The 16885-nt window shown below is 40.3% G+C and carries 16 protein-coding genes and 2 pseudogenes; 16 read left to right on the top strand and 2 right to left on the bottom strand.

Annotated elements, in window-relative coordinates; translation table 11 throughout:
* Nucleotides 1-226: pseudogene (locus tag HT669_RS06935) on the bottom strand (ISL3 family transposase); the annotation flags it as partial.
* A gap of 465 nt (nucleotides 227-691) precedes the next feature.
* Nucleotides 692-1720: a tRNA preQ1(34) S-adenosylmethionine ribosyltransferase-isomerase QueA gene (gene queA, locus HT669_RS06930; RefSeq protein WP_001090168.1), complete on the bottom strand. Its 1029-nt coding sequence runs from the start codon at nucleotides 1718-1720 to the stop codon at nucleotides 692-694.
* A 150-nt stretch (nucleotides 1721-1870) separates the two neighbouring features.
* Here queA and HT669_RS06925 point away from each other — a divergent pair, with 150 nt between their 5' ends.
* The 16 genes and pseudogenes from HT669_RS06925 (at nucleotide 1871) to HT669_RS06855 (ending at nucleotide 16519) form a co-directional block, all read left to right on the top strand.
* On the top strand, nucleotides 1871-2578 hold the full coding sequence (locus HT669_RS06925) for a glucosamine-6-phosphate deaminase (RefSeq protein ID WP_000864588.1): 708 nt from the start codon (nucleotides 1871-1873) through the stop codon (nucleotides 2576-2578).
* A 138-nt stretch (nucleotides 2579-2716) separates the two neighbouring features.
* Nucleotides 2717-2893 (top strand): 30S ribosomal protein S21, encoded by a 177-nt coding sequence (gene rpsU / locus HT669_RS06920; RefSeq protein ID WP_000048054.1) that lies wholly within the window; start codon nucleotides 2717-2719, stop codon nucleotides 2891-2893.
* Between the two features lie 261 nt (nucleotides 2894-3154).
* Nucleotides 3155-4090 carry an HPr(Ser) kinase/phosphatase gene (gene hprK / locus HT669_RS06915; protein ID WP_000115147.1) on the top strand — a complete coding sequence of 312 codons (936 nt, stop codon included), beginning with the start codon at nucleotides 3155-3157 and terminating at the stop codon, nucleotides 4088-4090.
* Nucleotides 4083-4871 carry a prolipoprotein diacylglyceryl transferase gene (lgt, locus tag HT669_RS06910; protein ID WP_000886657.1) on the top strand — a complete coding sequence of 263 codons (789 nt, stop codon included), beginning with the start codon at nucleotides 4083-4085 and terminating at the stop codon, nucleotides 4869-4871. Before hprK ends, lgt begins: the two co-directional genes overlap by 8 nt.
* Nucleotides 4872-5298, top strand: a pseudogene (locus HT669_RS06905) (DUF948 domain-containing protein).
* Nucleotides 5271-5666 carry a YtxH domain-containing protein gene (locus HT669_RS06900; RefSeq protein ID WP_000517395.1) on the top strand — a complete coding sequence of 132 codons (396 nt, stop codon included), beginning with the start codon at nucleotides 5271-5273 and terminating at the stop codon, nucleotides 5664-5666. The pseudogene HT669_RS06905 and the gene HT669_RS06900 overlap by 28 nt, the downstream one beginning before the upstream one ends.
* A 358-nt stretch (nucleotides 5667-6024) precedes the next feature.
* Nucleotides 6025-8481: a G5 domain-containing protein gene (locus tag HT669_RS11205; protein WP_240153503.1), complete on the top strand. Its 2457-nt coding sequence runs from the start codon at nucleotides 6025-6027 to the stop codon at nucleotides 8479-8481.
* 27 nt (nucleotides 8482-8508) lie between these two features.
* Nucleotides 8509-10122 (top strand): LPXTG cell wall anchor domain-containing protein, encoded by a 1614-nt coding sequence (locus tag HT669_RS11200; protein ID WP_249274347.1) that lies wholly within the window; start codon nucleotides 8509-8511, stop codon nucleotides 10120-10122.
* 175 nt (nucleotides 10123-10297) lie between these two features.
* Nucleotides 10298-11428 carry a radical SAM family heme chaperone HemW gene (hemW, locus tag HT669_RS06890; protein ID WP_001170091.1) on the top strand — a complete coding sequence of 377 codons (1131 nt, stop codon included), beginning with the start codon at nucleotides 10298-10300 and terminating at the stop codon, nucleotides 11426-11428.
* Nucleotides 11429-11432: 4 nt separating this feature from the next.
* A complete protein-coding gene (locus HT669_RS06885) occupies nucleotides 11433-12170 on the top strand; it encodes an acyl-[acyl-carrier-protein] thioesterase (RefSeq protein ID WP_000524808.1) in 738 nt (245 codons plus the stop codon).
* A 10-nt stretch (nucleotides 12171-12180) separates the two neighbouring features.
* Nucleotides 12181-12954: a TIGR01457 family HAD-type hydrolase gene (locus tag HT669_RS06880; RefSeq protein ID WP_000875447.1), complete on the top strand. Its 774-nt coding sequence runs from the start codon at nucleotides 12181-12183 to the stop codon at nucleotides 12952-12954.
* Nucleotides 12944-13561 carry a TIGR01906 family membrane protein gene (locus tag HT669_RS06875; protein ID WP_000850638.1) on the top strand — a complete coding sequence of 206 codons (618 nt, stop codon included), beginning with the start codon at nucleotides 12944-12946 and terminating at the stop codon, nucleotides 13559-13561. The genes HT669_RS06880 and HT669_RS06875 overlap by 11 nt, the downstream gene beginning before the upstream one ends.
* 210 nt (nucleotides 13562-13771) lie before the next feature.
* Complete coding sequence (locus HT669_RS06870) at nucleotides 13772-14173, top strand: Spx/MgsR family RNA polymerase-binding regulatory protein (protein ID WP_000631259.1); 402 nt, start codon at nucleotides 13772-13774, stop codon at nucleotides 14171-14173.
* Nucleotides 14173-14451, top strand: coding sequence for a UPF0223 family protein (locus tag HT669_RS06865; RefSeq protein ID WP_001041980.1), 279 nt, complete (start codon nucleotides 14173-14175; stop codon nucleotides 14449-14451). The genes HT669_RS06870 and HT669_RS06865 overlap by 1 nt, the downstream gene beginning before the upstream one ends.
* On the top strand, nucleotides 14441-15214 hold the full coding sequence (locus HT669_RS06860) for an inositol monophosphatase family protein (protein ID WP_172922037.1): 774 nt from the start codon (nucleotides 14441-14443) through the stop codon (nucleotides 15212-15214). Before HT669_RS06865 ends, HT669_RS06860 begins: the two co-directional genes overlap by 11 nt.
* Complete coding sequence (locus HT669_RS06855; RefSeq protein ID WP_101514420.1) at nucleotides 15215-16519, top strand: RsmF rRNA methyltransferase first C-terminal domain-containing protein; 1305 nt, start codon at nucleotides 15215-15217, stop codon at nucleotides 16517-16519.
* The last annotated feature ends 366 nt before the right edge of the window (nucleotides 16520-16885 follow it).

Genomic DNA, 16885 nt, shown 5'->3' with positions numbered 1-16885 from the left:
TAGGCATACCAGTCGTTTCGAGGTAAGGAATTTTCGACGGTTTTTGAAAGTCATATTTCTTCATTTGACTTCCGCACTCAGGGCAAGATGGGGCGTCGTAGTCCAGTTTGGCGATGATTTCCTTGTGTGTATCCTTATTGATGATGTCTAGAATCTGGATATTAGGGTCTTTGATATCGAGTAGTTTTGTGATAAAATGTAATTGTTCCGTATGATTCTTTCTAATGAGTTGTTTTGTCGCTTTTCATTATAGGTCATATGGGACTTTTTTTCTACACAAAATAGGCTCCATAATATCCATAGGGGATTTACCCACTACAAATATTATAGAGCCAGAAGTCTTTGATTTTGAGACTAAGGAGAGTCAGGGTCAAAGTAGTGAATGATTCTGAAACCACTCATAATAGTCTCTTGAGAGGACAGATAAGAGTAACAAATATGGTGCTACTCATGTATCTTGTATTTTGATTTACAAACAGCGAAGAAAATATAGGAAGCTGAAATAAAATATAGATGAATCGATTTGGAGAGTCAACGCAATCTATGGCAATATTTTCGCAGCTAGGGAGAAACATTTTAATTTTAATGTACTAGGCGTCTTCTACAGTTAGCTAGAGTTTCAATTGTAGATGTTCTTTGAAATAATATCTTAGCGATTTATTGGTATTAGAAGATTTAGAGAAATTCTTTCTCAATAAATAAACATGGCGTCACCAAAACTGAAGAAGCGGTAGTGTTCTTGGATGGCATGGTGGTAGGCATCTAAGACTAATTCACGGCCTGCAAAGGCAGAAACCAACATGACCAGAGTTGATTTTGGCAGGTGGAAGTTGGTTGAGAAGGCATCCACGACCTTCCACTCATACCCAGGTTTGATAAAGATATTGGTCCAACCAGAATCTGCTTGGATTTGCCCCTCAAACTTGGAACCAATAGTTTCCAAGGTGCGGATAGAAGTGGTTCCGACAGCGATGACACGACCACCATTTTCCTTAACAGAGCGGAGAGTTGCAGCTGCTTCCTCAGAAAGTTGATAGAACTCTGAGTGCATTTCGTGTTCGTCTAGATTGTCCACAGAAACGGGTCTAAAGGTTCCGAGTCCGACATGAAGAGTCAGATAGACTAGATGAACACCCTTAGCTTGGATTTCTGCTAGCAGTTCTTTGGTGAAGTGAAGTCCAGCAGTTGGTGCAGCAGCTGAGCCGCTTTCCTTGGCGTAAACTGTTTGATAGCGTTCACGGTCATCCAGTTTTTCGTGGATATAAGGTGGCAGCGGCATTTCACCCAGACTTTCCAAAACTTCTAGGAAAATTCCGTGGTATTCGAAGCGGACAATGCGGCCTCCGTGGGTCAATTCTTCTGTAATGACAGCGCTGAGGCGACCATCACCAAAGCTGATACGAGTACCGACCTTGAGGCGTTTGGCAGGTTTAGCCAGAACTTCCCACTCATCTCCAGCAGTATTTTTGAGCAGGAGAAGTTCCACATGGCCTCCAGTTTCTTCCTTTTGACCATAGAGGCGGGCAGGGAGAACGCGGGTGTCGTTCATAACGAGGGCATCACCAGGTTCCAGCATATCAATAATGGAGTGGAAGTGTTTGTCCTGCATTTTTCCTGTCTCACGGTTGACGATGAGGAGTTTAGAGGCATCTCGTTTTTCAAGGGGTGTTTGGGCAATCAATTCCTCAGGTAAGTGGAAGTCAAAATCAGCTGTATTCATATATCTGTTCATTCTTTCTAAGTTCTAATCCTATCCATTATAACATGTTTCAAGTATAGACGCTCTTTTTTTAGAAATTAAATCGTTTTCACTTGACAAAAATTGGTCTATACCATATAATAAAAATAGATAGAAATGGAGGATGAAAAGATGAAAGTTATTAAAGTTGAAAACCAAATCGAAGGTGGAAAAGTTGCTTTTGAGATTTTGAAGGAAAAATTAGCCAATGGCGCTCAAACCTTAGGGCTTGCGACAGGAAGTAGTCCACTTGAATTTTATAAGGAAATTGTTGAAAGTGACCTCGATTTTTCAAATCTAACCAGTGTCAACCTTGATGAGTATGTAGGCCTTGATGGCGACAATCCACAGTCTTACCGTCACTTCATGCAAGAAAACTTGTTCAACCAAAAACCATTTAAAGAAAGTTTCTTGCCTCGTGGTGTTAAGGATCATGCTGAAGCTGAAGTTGAACGCTACAACCAAATTTTGGCTGACCATCCAGTTGACCTGCAAATCTTGGGAATCGGTCGCAATGGGCATATCGGCTTTAATGAGCCTGGTACTCCATTTGACAGTCAAACGCATCTAGTAGAACTTGACCAGTCTACTATTGAAGCCAATGCGCGCTTTTTTGACAAGATTGAAGACGTCCCAACCCAAGCTATTTCAATGGGGATTAAGAACATCTTGGATGCCAAGTCAATCCTTCTCTTTGCCTACGGTGAGTCGAAAGCAGAAGCCATTGCCGGAACAGTGTCTGGCCCAGTGACTGAGAATCTACCTGCAAGTAGTCTCCAAAATCACCCTGATGTGACCATTATTGCGGATGCTGAAGCGCTTAGCTTACTTGAAAAATAAAAAGCAATGTTCTATTGAACGCTTTCAACTCTTGTATAAATGTAAGAAAAAATCAAAATTAAACCGCATTTTTGCTTGACAATTATTCCTTTTACGTGTAGAATAAAATAGATATTGAACTTAAAGGGAGTGAAAAAAATGTCTAAAACAGTAGTACGTAAGAATGAATCTCTTGACGACGCACTTCGTCGTTTCAAACGTGCGGTTACTAAAGCTGGTACTCTTCAAGAAACACGCAAACGTGAATTCTATGAAAAACCTTCTGTAAAACGTAAACGTAAATCAGAAGCAGCTCGTAAACGTAAAAAATTCTAATTTGAAATGAAAGGCTGGAGAAATCTAGTCCTTTTTCTTTTAATACTCTTCGAAAATCTCTTCAAACCACGTCAACGTCTCCTTGCCGTAGATATGGTTACTGACTTCGTNNCGGTGTTTTGAGCAGCCTGTGGCTAGTTTCCTAGTTTGCTCTTTGATTTTCATTGAGTATAAATAAATACTCCAAAGCCTGCAAAAATCTGAAACTTCCTCCTACAATTTGATATAATAGAGAGAAGAACTCGATTGAAGGAGGAAATGATGTCGGTTTTAGTAAAAGAAGTGATTGAAAAGCTTAGACTAGACATTGTCTATGGCGAACCAGAATTGCTTGAAAAGGAAATCAATACAGCAGATATTACGCGACCTGGTCTTGAAATGACAGGTTATTTTGACTACTACACGCCAGAGCGGATTCAACTTTTGGGGATGAAGGAGTGGTCTTATCTGATCAGCATGCCTTCCAACAGCCGTTATGAAGTTTTGAAAAAAATGTTTCTACCTGAGACACCAGCGGTCATTGTTGCCCGTGGTTTGGTGGTTCCAGAGGAGATGTTAAAAGCAGCCAGAGAATGTAAGATTGCTATTTTAACCAGCCGTACAGCGACAAGTCGTTTATCTGGAGAGTTATCTAGCTATCTGGATTCTCGTTTGGCAGAACGTACCAGTGTTCATGGGGTTTTGATGGATATCTATGGGATGGGCGTCTTGATTCAGGGAGATAGTGGAATTGGTAAGAGTGAGACAGGTCTGGAACTTGTCAAACGTGGTCACCGCTTGGTAGCTGATGACCGGGTCGATATCTTTGCCAAGGATGAGATTACTCTTTGGGGTGAACCGGCTGAAATCTTGAGACACCTGATTGAAATTCGTGGGGTTGGGATTATCGATGTCATGAGCCTCTACGGTGCCAGTGCCGTCAAGGATTCTTCACAGGTTCAACTTGCTGTCTATTTGGAAAACTATGATACACATAAGACTTTTGATCGTCTTGGAAACAATGCAGAGGAAATAGAAATTTCTGGCGTAGCCATTCCTCGTATCCGCATTCCAGTTAAAACAGGTCGTAATATTTCTGTCGTGATTGAGGCAGCTGCCATGAATTATCGTGCCAAGGAAATGGGCTTTGATGCGACCCGTTTGTTCGAAGAACGACTGACAAGTCTCATCGCTCGAAATGAGGTGCCTAATGCTTGATCCAATTGCTATTCAACTAGGCCCTCTAGCCATTCGTTGGTATGCCTTGTGTATTGTTACAGGTTTGATTCTTGCGGTTTATTTGACCATGAAAGAAGCGCCTAGAAAGAAGATCATACCAGACGATATTTTAGATTTTATCTTGATAGCCTTTCCCTTGGCTATTTTAGGAGCTCGTCTCTACTATGTCATTTTCCGTTTTGATTATTATAGTCAGAATTTGGGAGAGATTTTTGCCATTTGGAATGGTGGTTTGGCCATTTACGGTGGTTTGATAACTGGGGCACTTGTACTCTATATCTTTGCTGATCGTAAACTCATTAACACTTGGGATTTTCTAGATATTGCGGCGCCTAGCGTCATGATTGCCCAAAGTTTGGGTCGCTGGGGCAATTTCTTTAACCAAGAAGCTTATGGTGCAGCAGTGGATAATTTGGATTATCTACCTGTCTTTATTCGTGACCAGATGTATATTGAGGGGAGCTACCGTCAGCCGACCTTTCTTTATGAGTCCCTATGGAATCTACTTGGATTTGCCTTGATTCTGATTTTTAGACGAAAATGGAAAAGTCTCAGACGAGGTCATATCACGGCCTTTTACTTGATTTGGTATGGTTTCGGTCGTATGGTCATCGAAGGCATGCGAACAGATAGTCTCATGTTCTTTGGCCTTCGAGTGTCTCAATGGCTATCAGTTGTCCTTATCGGACTGGGTATTTTTATCATTCTATATCAAAATCGAAAGAAGGCCCCTTACTATGTTACAGAGGAGGAAAACTAAATGTTAGAAGTTGCATATATTTTTGTTGCCCTTGCTTTGATTGTATTTTTAGTGTATCTAATCATTACTGTACAAAAGCTTGGCCGTGTTATCGATGAAACAGAGAAGACGATTAAAACCTTGACTTCAGATGTGGATGTGACCTTGCATCATACCAATGAATTGCTGTCTAAGATCAATGTCTTGGCAGATGATATTAATGTCAAGGTGGCAACGATTGATCCACTCTTTAGTGCTGTTGCAGATTTATCTCTATCTGTTTCAGACCTCAATGACCATGCGCGTGTCTTGAGCAAGAAAGCTTCATCAGCTGGTTCAAAAACACTCAAGACTGGGGCAAGTTTATCAGCTCTTCGTCTTGCAAGTAAATTTTTAAAAAAATAAAAAAGGAGAATCCTTATGGGTAAATTATCCTCAATCCTTTTAGGAACCGTTTCAGGTGCAGCTCTTGCCTTGTTTTTAACAAGCGACAAGGGCAAACAAGTTTGCAGTCAGGCTCAAGATTTTCTGGATGATTTGAGAGAAAATCCAGAGTATGCCAAGGAGCAGGTCTGTGAAAAACTGACAGAAGTCAAGGAGCAGGCTACAGATTTTGTTCTTAAAACCAAAGAACAGGTTGAGTCGGGTGAAATCACTGTGGACAGCGTCCTTGCTCAAGCCAAATCATGTGCTCGTCAAGCGACAGAAGTATCAAAATATCGATTCAATAATCTCAAAGAGCAATGGCAAGAAAAGGCCGAAATTCTTGATGAATCAGAAGAGATTGTGATTGATATCAAAGAAGAAAAAATCTAGATTTGATGAGACTGGGCAAAAACTCAATTCTAGGAGAAAATGAAGTAGATCTTCCCATAATCAAACGCATAGTATCAAGGTTTTTCAAGGCCTGATATTATGCGTTTTTTGATTTTCATTGAGTATTATGGTATAATGGCAGTGTTGAAAGTGAAATATTTACATTTTTTATATTGTACTGATATTTTATTAATATTAAGCAATTCATTTTTTTATGATTAGAAATCAATGTGGTAGTTTATAATCAAGCAGAGGAAAAGTTCTAAAATTTTAGTCAAGAAAGGGTTTAGTATTTTGTCAAGGGAAAATAGTAGAACTCTCTATTTTGTAAAAAATAGCTAGAAAGAAAGTTGGTAAAATGAAAGATATTTTTAATAAACGTCAATGTTTTTCGATTCGAAAGTTTTCTGTTGGAGTGGCTTCTGTATTAATAGGCATTGCTTTGTTTACACCATCCCAGGGAGTACTTGCTTCTACGGAAAATTCTCCATCTTCTGTGGATAAAAGAGAAGAAGTTCAACCTATACTAGATAATCAAAATAATCCTTCTTCTGAGTTAGATACCAGAGATGTTCCAATAGGATCTACAAGGACTACAGAACCCGTCAGATCTGGGAATAAGGAAAATAATAGCTTGACCACAAGGGATTTCGTGGCGGGTGAAGACAGATCAAGCACTCCAGCGGTGAGAGCAGCATCAAATCCTTCCGAGGTTAAAAAGTATGAATTAACTGATGAGTATGCTAAGCAAATAAAAGCAGGAGTAATCGGTTCAGAAGGTAATAAGCTTGATAGTTTATTGTTAAACGGCTCTAAGTTAAGTCCAGAAGCCTATACAGATGATGATTACTTGAAGGATAAAGAAGAACTTTATATTTATGAAAAAGGTGGGAAAAAGTATGTAGGTTATAATAGTCATCCCTTATTAGAAGATACTGATGGTGATGGTATTATTGACAGTAAAGAAAAGCCAGATGAAAAATTAAAATGGAATGTAAGTGAGCGCGATATGATTATGTTCATGGAATTATCCTACCGTGATGATAATTATATTGATAGAGTGCTGGATCATAAGAGACCCTTAACAGAGTCAGAGTTATATAAAAAGAATGGTGACAGTAAACCACGTTATGAGTATATGATGATGAATAAGGAATTGGGGCCTTATTGGGAAAGGAAGAAAAGTTACCATACCTCCAGTGGACTAGATGCTGTCTTGTATGAAACGAAGAGTGATTTCTTATATTTACCAAATGGAACTGCACAAGTATTAGCCTTTCGTGGAACAAGTGATGCGAAAGATATAGGAGCTGATATAACACTTGGATTAGGAAGCAATCCTCAACAAGGGATAGATGCAGAAAATATTATGCATGAACTAGCTAAAGATAAGAGTATTACTAATCTTTATTTGACAGGTCATTCTTTAGGAGGATATTTAGTACAACGGGCAATGGTTGAAGCTTATCAGTTGGCATATTCTGACAGCAGAGTCATGTCTCCTAAAGAACAGTTGGTTTATAGAAACGTTTATAATAATGTATTAAAAAAAGGCACAACCTTTAATGCTCCAAAAGTTGTGACCAATTTGCTTTCCAGTCGTGAATTTTGGCAAAAAGGTTTAGATAGCAAAAAAATAGCCAAGTCTGGTAAAATGACTCATTATATTGTTGATAATGATTTGGCGATAAGAAAAGGCGTCAGCAATGATAGTGATGTTGTTATAAATGTTGGACGAACCAGTGGAGGTCACAGTTCACGTTCTTATTTTGAAGCTGATATGATTAATAGACGATCAGAGTTTATATCTGGGAAACGAATTTCCTTAGATGGGACAGGTTATCAAGATAAAAACATTGCAACAGTTAAATCTGTAGAAAAAGTTGGAGAAACTGTTGTATATAGTAAACGCGGAGATGACATCATTAAGTCAATAACTGTGAGTATGAAAGATCTCGATACAGGACAGATTACTAACAATACAATTGATGAAGTGTTTAAGAAAGATGGAGCCAAATCTACAGTTGTCGTTACCCAACTTGAGCCAAGTGTACGTTATGAAAAAGATGCCACAAGAGCTAAAGGTGAAGCTAATGTAACAACAACTGGTACTTCAGGTACTAGTACAGTAACAACAACTTATAGTGTAAATCCTAACACTGGAGATCTGATTGAACATGTAGGACAACCAGTAGTTAAGCAACCGGCAATAGAAACAGTTGTCAAAGTCGCAGCCAAGGATGAAGTAGAATACATTAAAAAAGGAGACGACGTTGTTAAGAAGACAACAAGCTACACAGTAAACTCAAAAACTGGCAGCCTTACTTCGACTAAGAAGGAAGAAGTAGTCAATAAAGGTGGCGCGAAGGATATAGTTGAGTATAATTCAGTTGAACCCAAAACAGTTTATTTAAAAGATGAAAACAGTCCAAAAGGTACTGATACCGTTCAATTTCTAGGGAGATCAGGAAAATCTAAAGTCACCACAACCTATAGCGTAAATCCAGTAAATGGAGCCCTAACTCCAACAAAAGGGGGATCAGAAGTCGTAACTCTACCAATAGCTAGAGTTGTAAAAGTAGGAGCTAAGGATAAAGTAGACGTAGAAACAATCCCATCTCCAGTAAAATACGAAAAAGATGCTAGTCGAGAAAAAGGCCAAGCCAATATTACTGTCCCAGGAAAAGACGGAAGTAAGACAACCACCACGACTTACACAGTAAATCCAGACAATGGGGAAGTTACTCCAAATGAAGGAAATCCAGTAATAGTAAATCCAACAGAAACAATCGTTAAAGTCGCGGCTAAGGATTAAGTAGTAGAAACGCCAATTGAGCCCACAGTGGTTTATGAAAGAGATGACACTCGTGACTTTGGTACACCAGACAAGCCTAGAAAAGGAGCAAAAGGAAAATCTGTAACGACTACAAGGTATGACGTTAATCCAAATAATGGAACAGTCACAGAACAGGTTGGTAAGCCAGTGGTCACCCCAGCTGGTAAAACAATAGTTAAGGTTGGAGCTAAAACTAAGGTTGAGAGTAGCAAGGATGACCAAGGTCGTGAAGTTATCAACACTACAACTTATGAAGTTGATCCAAAAACAGGTAAGGTAACTTCTACAACAGTAACTACTTACGGGACAAGGAAAGAACTAACGATTGAGAAGATGGTAGTACCATCTCCAGTAGTTTACGAAAAAGATGATACGAAAGAAAAAGGTACAGTCCCAACTACTGTTAAAGGTGAAGATGGTGAAGACACTATCACAACAACTTACACTGTGGACACTAATACTGGAAAGATTACAGCAAGTGAAGGTAAACCAGTTCGTACGAAAGAACCAACGAATACAGTCGTCAAAGTCGCAGCCAAGGACAAAGTAGAAAAAACAGAAATCTCATCACCTAAGAAATATGTGAAAGATGATACACGCGACAAAAATCAACCAAATGTGGAAGAAGCAGGCCAAGCAGGTTCAAGTACTATCACAACAACATATAGTGTTGATTCTACTACAGGCGCTATTACAGAAACAGTAGGAAAACCAGTAGTAGTAAATCCAACAGCAACAATAGTCAAAGTCGCAGCCAAGGACAAAATAGTAGAAACACCAATTGAACCTGAAGTTGAATATGTTAGAGATGGTGAACGAGAAGTTGACACACCTAATGAACGTATTGAAGGAGCTAAAGGTAAAACAGTTACTACAACCACTTACGATGTAGATTCAAAGGACGGTCATATCACAGAACACGTTGGCACCCCAGTCGTCACCCCAGCAGGTAAGACAATCGTTAAAGTAGGAGCTAAAACTAAGGTTGAACAATCTAAAGATTCTGAAGGTCGTGATGTGATTGAGACCACTACCTATGAAGTTAATCCAAAAACAGGTAAGATAACTCCAACAACCGTGCTAACTTATGGGAAAACGAAAGAACCAACGAATACAGTCGTCAAAGTCGCAGCCAAGGACAAAGTAGTAGAAACCCCGATTGAACCTGAAGTTGAATATGTTAGAGATGGTGAACGAGAAGTTGACACACCTAATGAACGTATTGAAGGAGCTAAAGGTAAAACAGTTACTACAACCACTTATGATGTAGACTCAAAGGACGGTCATATCACAGAACACATTGCTAATAATATAACAACACCAGCTAAGGTAACACCAGGTAAAGTCACTCCAGCAACTCCAGTCACACCTGCTACTAATGGAGGTTCTGATCAAGATACACCTGCACCAACAACTCCAATTCCAGATGCAGTTACTCCGAATGAAAATCATGAAGATACTACAGATGCTAGTGATAGTGATAACGGAGCTAAATCAAATGATTCTCAAAATGTATTGCCAAATACAGGAACAGAATCAAATGCGACTCTTGCATCTCTAGAACTTCTTGGTCTGCTAGGCGGTCTCGGACTTGCTCTTGGAAAGAAAAAAGAAGACTAAAAATTTAGTCAAATGAACATTCATTCTTTTGTATTGTAAAGACAAATTAGATTGGTTCTGGGAATCGTGTTCGTCATAAAATAAAAAGAATGTTTAGATAAAGAAAGCGAACAATGCTAGGATTTTGTTAAAGGGAATTCTAAGTATTGTTCGCTTTTGTGGTATAATAAGTACTATGCAGAAAAAACCAACGTCAGCCTATGTGCACATCCCATTTTGTACCCAGATTTGTTATTATTGTGATTTTTCAAAAGTTTTTATTAAGAATCAGCCAGTCGACAGTTATTTAGAGCATCTGTTAGAAGAGTTTCGTTCTTATGATATTCAAAAGTTGCGGACCCTCTACATTGGTGGTGGGACACCAACAGCCTTGTCAGCTCCGCAACTGGAGGTGTTATTGAAGGGCTTGACTAAAAACTTGGACTTGTCTGCCTTGGAAGAGTTGACCATTGAAGCCAATCCAGGCGACTTGGAAGCGGATAAGATTGCTGTTTTGAAAAACTCGGCTGTCAATCGTGTTTCGCTAGGCGTGCAGACCTTTGACGACAAGATGCTGAAAAAGATTGGGCGCAGTCATTTGGAGAAGGATATTTATGAAAATATCGACCGCCTGAAATTGGCTGGTTTTGACAACATCTCCATTGATTTGATTTATGCGCTGCCTGGTCAGACCATGGAGCAGGTCCAGGAAAATGTGGCTAAGGCCATTGGACTGGATATTCCCCACATGAGTTTGTATAGCTTGATTTTGGAAAATCATACGGTCTTTATGAACCGTATGCGACGAGGGAAATTGCCTCTGCCTAAGGAGGAACTGGAAGCGGAGATGTTTGAGTACATCATCACTGAGCTTGAGCGAGCAGGCTTTGAGCATTATGAGATTTCTAATTTCTCCAAACCTGGTTTTGAAAGTCGCCACAATCTTATGTACTGGGACAATGCTGAATACTATGGCATCGGTGCTGGAGCATCTGGTTATGTCAATGGTATTCGATATAAAAATCATGGTCCCATTCGCCATTATCTTAATGCGGTTGAGGAAGGCAATGCTCGTATCACAGAGGAGTACCTGAGTCAAAAAGAGCAAATGGAAGAAGAAATGTTCCTGGGACTCCGCAAGAAATCAGGAGTCTCCATGGCGCGATTTGAGGAAAAATTTGGACGGTCTTTTGATGGACTTTATGGAGAAATTGTCAGAGACTTGGTTCAACAGGGTCTCATGCAAATAGACGGTGACCGAGTTCGCATGACAAAAAGAGGTCTCTTCTTAGGAGACACCGTAGCAGAACGATTTATTTTGGAGTAGGATGATGGGCTTAACTTATCAAATGAACATGAAAATTCCTTTTGATATGGCTGACATGAACGGTCATATCAAACTTCCAGATGTGATTTTGCTGTCCCTACAAGTTTCAGGGATGCAGTCGATTGAACTGGGAGTTAGTGATAAGGCCATTTTAGAAGATCATAATCTGGTCTGGATTATCACAGAATACGATATTGAGGTGGTTCGTTTGCCTCGTTTTGGGGAAGAAATCACCATCGAAACGGAAGCTTTGAGCTACAATCGGCTCTTTTGCTACCGTCGCTTTACCATTTATGATGAAGCAGGTCAGGAACTCATCCACATGATGGCGACTTTTGTTCTCATGGACCGCGACAGTCGAAAAGTCCATGCTGTTGAACCTGAGATTGTGGCTCCTTACCAGTCTGATTTTGATAAAAAACTTATCCGTGGACCGAAGTATGAGTCCTTGGAAAAGCCGATCAGCAAGGATTACCATGTTCGTTTTTACGACTTGGATATGAATGGTCATGTCAATAACAGTAAATACTTGGACTGGATTTTTGAGGTCATGGGAGCGGATTTTTTGACCCACTATATTCCCAAGAAAATCAACCTCAAGTATGTCAAGGAAGTTCGACCAGGTGGGGTAATCATATCGTCTGTTGAACGGACTGGACTGGAAAGCAAGCATGAAATTACAAGCGACGGGGCTACCAATGCACAGGCTATTATTACTTGGCAAGAAATAAAAAAGGCTTAGGGAGAAATAGATGAAATATAAAGGCTATTTAATTGATTTAGACGGAACCATTTATAAGGGCAAAGACAGAATCCCAGCAGGAGAGGCTTTTGTCCATGAATTGCAAAAGCGAGACATCCCCTATCTCTTTGTGACCAACAATACAACCCGTACTCCTGAGAGTGTTCAAGAAATGTTGGCTCAGAATTTTAATATCGATACGCCTCTATCGACTGTCTACACAGCGACTTTGGCAACTATCGACTATATGAATGACTTGGGACTGGAAAAGACTGTCTATGTTATCGGAGAATCAGGGCTCAAGGAAGCCATCAAGGCGGCTGGCTATGTGGAAGACAAGGAAAATCCTGCCTATGTGGTAGTAGGTCTGGACTGGCAAGTCGACTATGAAAAATTTGCCACAGCAACTCTAGCTATCCAAAAGGGAGCTCATTTTATCGGAACCAATCCTGACCTCAATATCCCGACAGAGCGTGGTCTTTTGCCTGGTGCTGGTTCACTGATTACCCTGCTTGAAGTAGCAACACGAGTGAAGCCTGTTTATATTGGAAAACCAAATGCCATCATTATGGACAAGGCGGTTGAGCACTTAGGTTTGGAACGTGAAGAGTTGATCATGGTTGGGGACAATTATCTGACTGATATTCGGGCTGGGATTGACAATGGCATTCCAACGCTCTTGGTGACGACAGGTTTTACCAAGGCAGAAGAAGTAGCAGACCTGCCAATCGCACCGACTCATGTGGTTTCTAGCCTTGCGGAGTGGAACTTTGATGAAAACTAAATTAACCTTTTGGAGCTCTATGCTCTTTCTCCTCTCTCTTTTTATCCTTCTGACCATTTATCTGGCTTGGATTTTTTATCCGCTGGAAATCAAGTGGTTGAACTTAACGGATCGAGTTTATCTAAAACCAGAAACCATTCAGTACAACTTTCATATCTTGATGAATTACCTGACCAATCCTTTTAGTCAGGTCCTAGAGATGCCAGATTTTCGTTCGTCAGCAGCTGGTCTGCACCACTTTGAGGTGGTCAAGAACCTCTTTCACTTGGTTCAGCTAGTAGCTCTAGTGACACTTCCAAGTTTCTATTTCTTTGTCAATAAGATTGTAAAAAAGGGCTTTTTATCTTTATTTAGTAAAGGGCTCCTGACCCTAGTGGTTTTTCCTTTGCTGATTGGTCTTGGGGGAGTTTTGATTGGTTTTGACCAATTCTTTACTCTTTTCCATCAAATTCTCTTTGTGGGAGATGATACCTGGCTTTTTGACCCAGCCAAGGATCCAGTGATTCTGATTTTGCCAGAGACCTTCTTCCTTCATGCCTTCCTCCTCTTTTTTGCCCTATATGAAAGCTTCTTTGGCTATCTTTATCTGAAAAGTCGTAGGAAGTGAAATGAAAGCTGTTTTTAATTTACGTATATAAAAATGCATATTGTTTGAAACCATGGTTAAGAAGGAATTAATCAAATTCAAACAAAGGCAATCGTTCGCGAACAGTCTATTTTTCTTGAAAAAATAGGCTTTTTTTCTAAAAATCTCTAGTCAAGCGCTTTATTTTTTTGTATAATAGAAGTAGCAAAGTATAGATAAGAAGAGAAAAGCATGATTACACTATTTCTATCACCGAGCTGTACATCATGTCGTAAGGCTAAGGCCTGGTTAGAAAAACATAAGGTTCCCTTTGTGGAACACAATATTATGACCAGTCCTTTAACAAGAAAAGAATTGCAACACATCCTTTCCTTGACCGAAAATGGTACTGATGACATCATTTCAACTCGTTCAAAAATTTTTCAAAAATTGAATATTGATGTAGAGAGTATTTCGGTATCGGAATTGCTTCATTTGATTGAGCAGTATCCTAGTCTTTTGCGTCGTCCAATTATTATTGATGCCAAGCGCATGCAAATCGGTTTTAATGAAGATGAGATTCGTGCTTTTCTCCCTCGTAGTTACCGTAAGCAAGAACTAAAAGAAGCAAGAATGAGAGCTGGTATTAGTTAATGAACAAACAGTATAGTTACCCACTAGATTTGTCGTGGAGCACTGAAGAACTTGCTTCAGTGCTTTCTTTTTTTAATGATGTTGAAGCTGCCTATGAAGGCAAGGTAGAGGCTAAAAAGTTACTGGACTCCTATAAGCGATTCAAGGCGGTTGTGCCAAGAAAGAGTGAAGAAAAACGTTTGGGACGAGAATTTGAAACAGTCAGTGGCTATTCGCTTTACCGAGCAGTTCAGGCGGCTAAGGAAAAAGGGGAAGGAAAGATTTCTCTTGGAAAGTAAATTTGAATTTGCTAAAGAGCTAATTAAGAAAGCGGGTCAGTACATCCTTGACCACATGCAGGAAGACTTGCGTGTTGAGACCAAGTCCTCTCCAACAGATTTGGTGACCAGACTGGACAAGGAAGTTCAGGAACTCTTGGTTGGTGAGATTTTGCCCCGTTATCCTGAGGATAAGATTTGTGCTGAAGAAGGGTGTCTGCGAGCTTCAGTTCAAGAGGGCAAGGTTTGGGTCATTGATCCCATTGATGGGACCAATAATTTTGTAGCCCAGCAGGAAGATTTTGCTGTTATGATGGCTTATTTTGAAAATGGTCAGGGACAGTTTGGCCTAATTTATGATGTGGTCAAAGGGGATTGTTACCACGGTGGTGGGGTCTTTCCAGTTTGTCGAAATAATAAGCCCCTAGCTCCCTTTAAACCAAAACCACTTGGAGATTTTCTCATTGCAGGAAATAGTGGTATGCTAGAAACCAATGAATGGGGACTAGCTGATTTGAGTCGAGCCGTCCTCGGTGTTCGTGTCTATGGGAGTGCGGCCATTAGTTTTGCCAAGATTTTGTCAGGGCGTTTGTTGACCTATGTCACTTATCTGCAACCATGGGATTATGCTGCGGCTAGTATTTTAGGGGAAAGTCTGGGCTATCGGGTGGTGACCCTATCTGGTCAACCGCTTGATTTTCAAACCAGACAACCGGTCATGATGCTACCTCTTGAGATGCAGGAGGAAATTCAGTCCTATATTTACGAAAGGAAAAGAACTTAAATGCAATTTCCAGAAGGATTTGTTGAAAAATATGAAGAGATACTAGGAGATGAGGCAAGAGATTTTCTTGCCTCTTTTGAGGAGGAAGCGGTTTCGGCCTTTCGGGTCAATCCTTTAAAAGAAGCGCAACTTTCCTTTTCTGATACCATTCCTCAAACTCCTTGGGGACATTATGGGAAGGTTTCAGGGAAATCGCCTGAGCATGCTACTGGTTTAGTTTATTCGCAAGAACCTGCTGCTCAGATGGTTGCTCAGGTAGCCCAGCCCAGTCCTGGTATGAAGGTCTTGGACTTGGCAGCTGCACCGGGAGGTAAATCAACTCAACTAGCAGCCTATCTAGCTGGAGAGGGCCTTCTCGTCTCCAATGAAATTTCAAGCAAACGGGCTAAGATTTTAGTAGAAAACATGGAGCGCTTTGGAGCGACAAATGTTGTGGTGACCAATGAATCTGCTGACCGCTTGGCCAAGGTCTTTAAAGGCTATTTTGACTTCATTGTCCTTGATGCCCCTTGCTCTGGTGAAGGAATGTTTCGTAAGCAACCAGATGCTATGAACTATTGGAGCTTAGAGTATCCGAGTCAATGTGCTAGCTTGCAAAGAGAAATTTTAGCAGATGCAGTAACCATGCTAGCTGAAGGTGGTCGTCTGGTTTATTCAACCTGTACCTGGGCACCCGAGGAAAACGAAGAGATTGTTAAGTGGTTGCTGGAAGAGTATGATTTTGATTTGTTGCCAGTAGAGCATATCAATGGAATGGTAGCTGGTATTGACCTGCCAGAAACGGCTCGGATGTACCCTCATCAGTTTAAGGGAGAGGGTCAGTTTGTAGCCCATCTACAGTTTAAGGGTAACAATCCAACTCCTAAATGTAAGGCAAGTAAGAGCAATCTTGGTCGAGAACAAGTTGCCTTGTGGCAAGAATTTGCCCAAAACCATTTGAAGGTCAATCTACCGGGAATCTTGCAGACTTTTGGGGACCAACTCTATCTCTTACCAGAACTCTTGCCAGATTTAGGTAAGCTCAAGATTGCTCGCAATGGACTACATCTGGGCACTTTTAAGAAGAAACGCTTTGAGCCCAGTTTTGCTCTTGGTCTAGCCTTGAAACCGAGTCAGGTCGAACAATCGGTTGAAATTGGCCAAGAAGCGTTTGTCAAGTATGTGGCTGGAGAAACTGTTCAGCTGGCAGAAAGTCTGCCAAATGGTTGGTACCAAGTTTTGGTTAAAGGCAATGGCTTGGGCTTTGCAAAGGTTACTGGAAATGTTTTGAAAAATTATTTTCCAAAAGGCCTCAGATTCAAGTGAAAATGCTAGTCAAATATCTTATTCTATGTTATAGTGAAAGTATGGATTTTTTTAGTAGGATGATTCTTGATATCTTGATTGCCATCACATGTAGTTTTACTACTCAATGAAAATCAAAGAGCAAACTAGGAAGCTAGCCATAGATAGCTCAAAATACTGTTTTGAGGTTGCAAATAGGACTGACGGAGTCAGTTACAAAGCATTGCTTTAAAGTTGTAGATAGGACTGACCAAATAGGTACATACCTATAACAAGGCAAGGCTGACCTGGTTTGAAGAGATTTTCAAAGAGTACAAGAAGTTTAGTTATTAGCGTTCTTACCGCTTGTAAACTAGATTTCCCATAAAATAGAATCTTTTCCTTTTA

This window comes from Streptococcus sp. 2100 (genome assembly GCF_013276335.1).
Taxonomy (GTDB): Bacteria; Bacillota; Bacilli; order Lactobacillales; family Streptococcaceae; genus Streptococcus; species Streptococcus pseudopneumoniae.
Note: the sequence above shows the minus strand (reverse complement) of the source record. Positions and strands in the feature narration are given on the sequence as shown.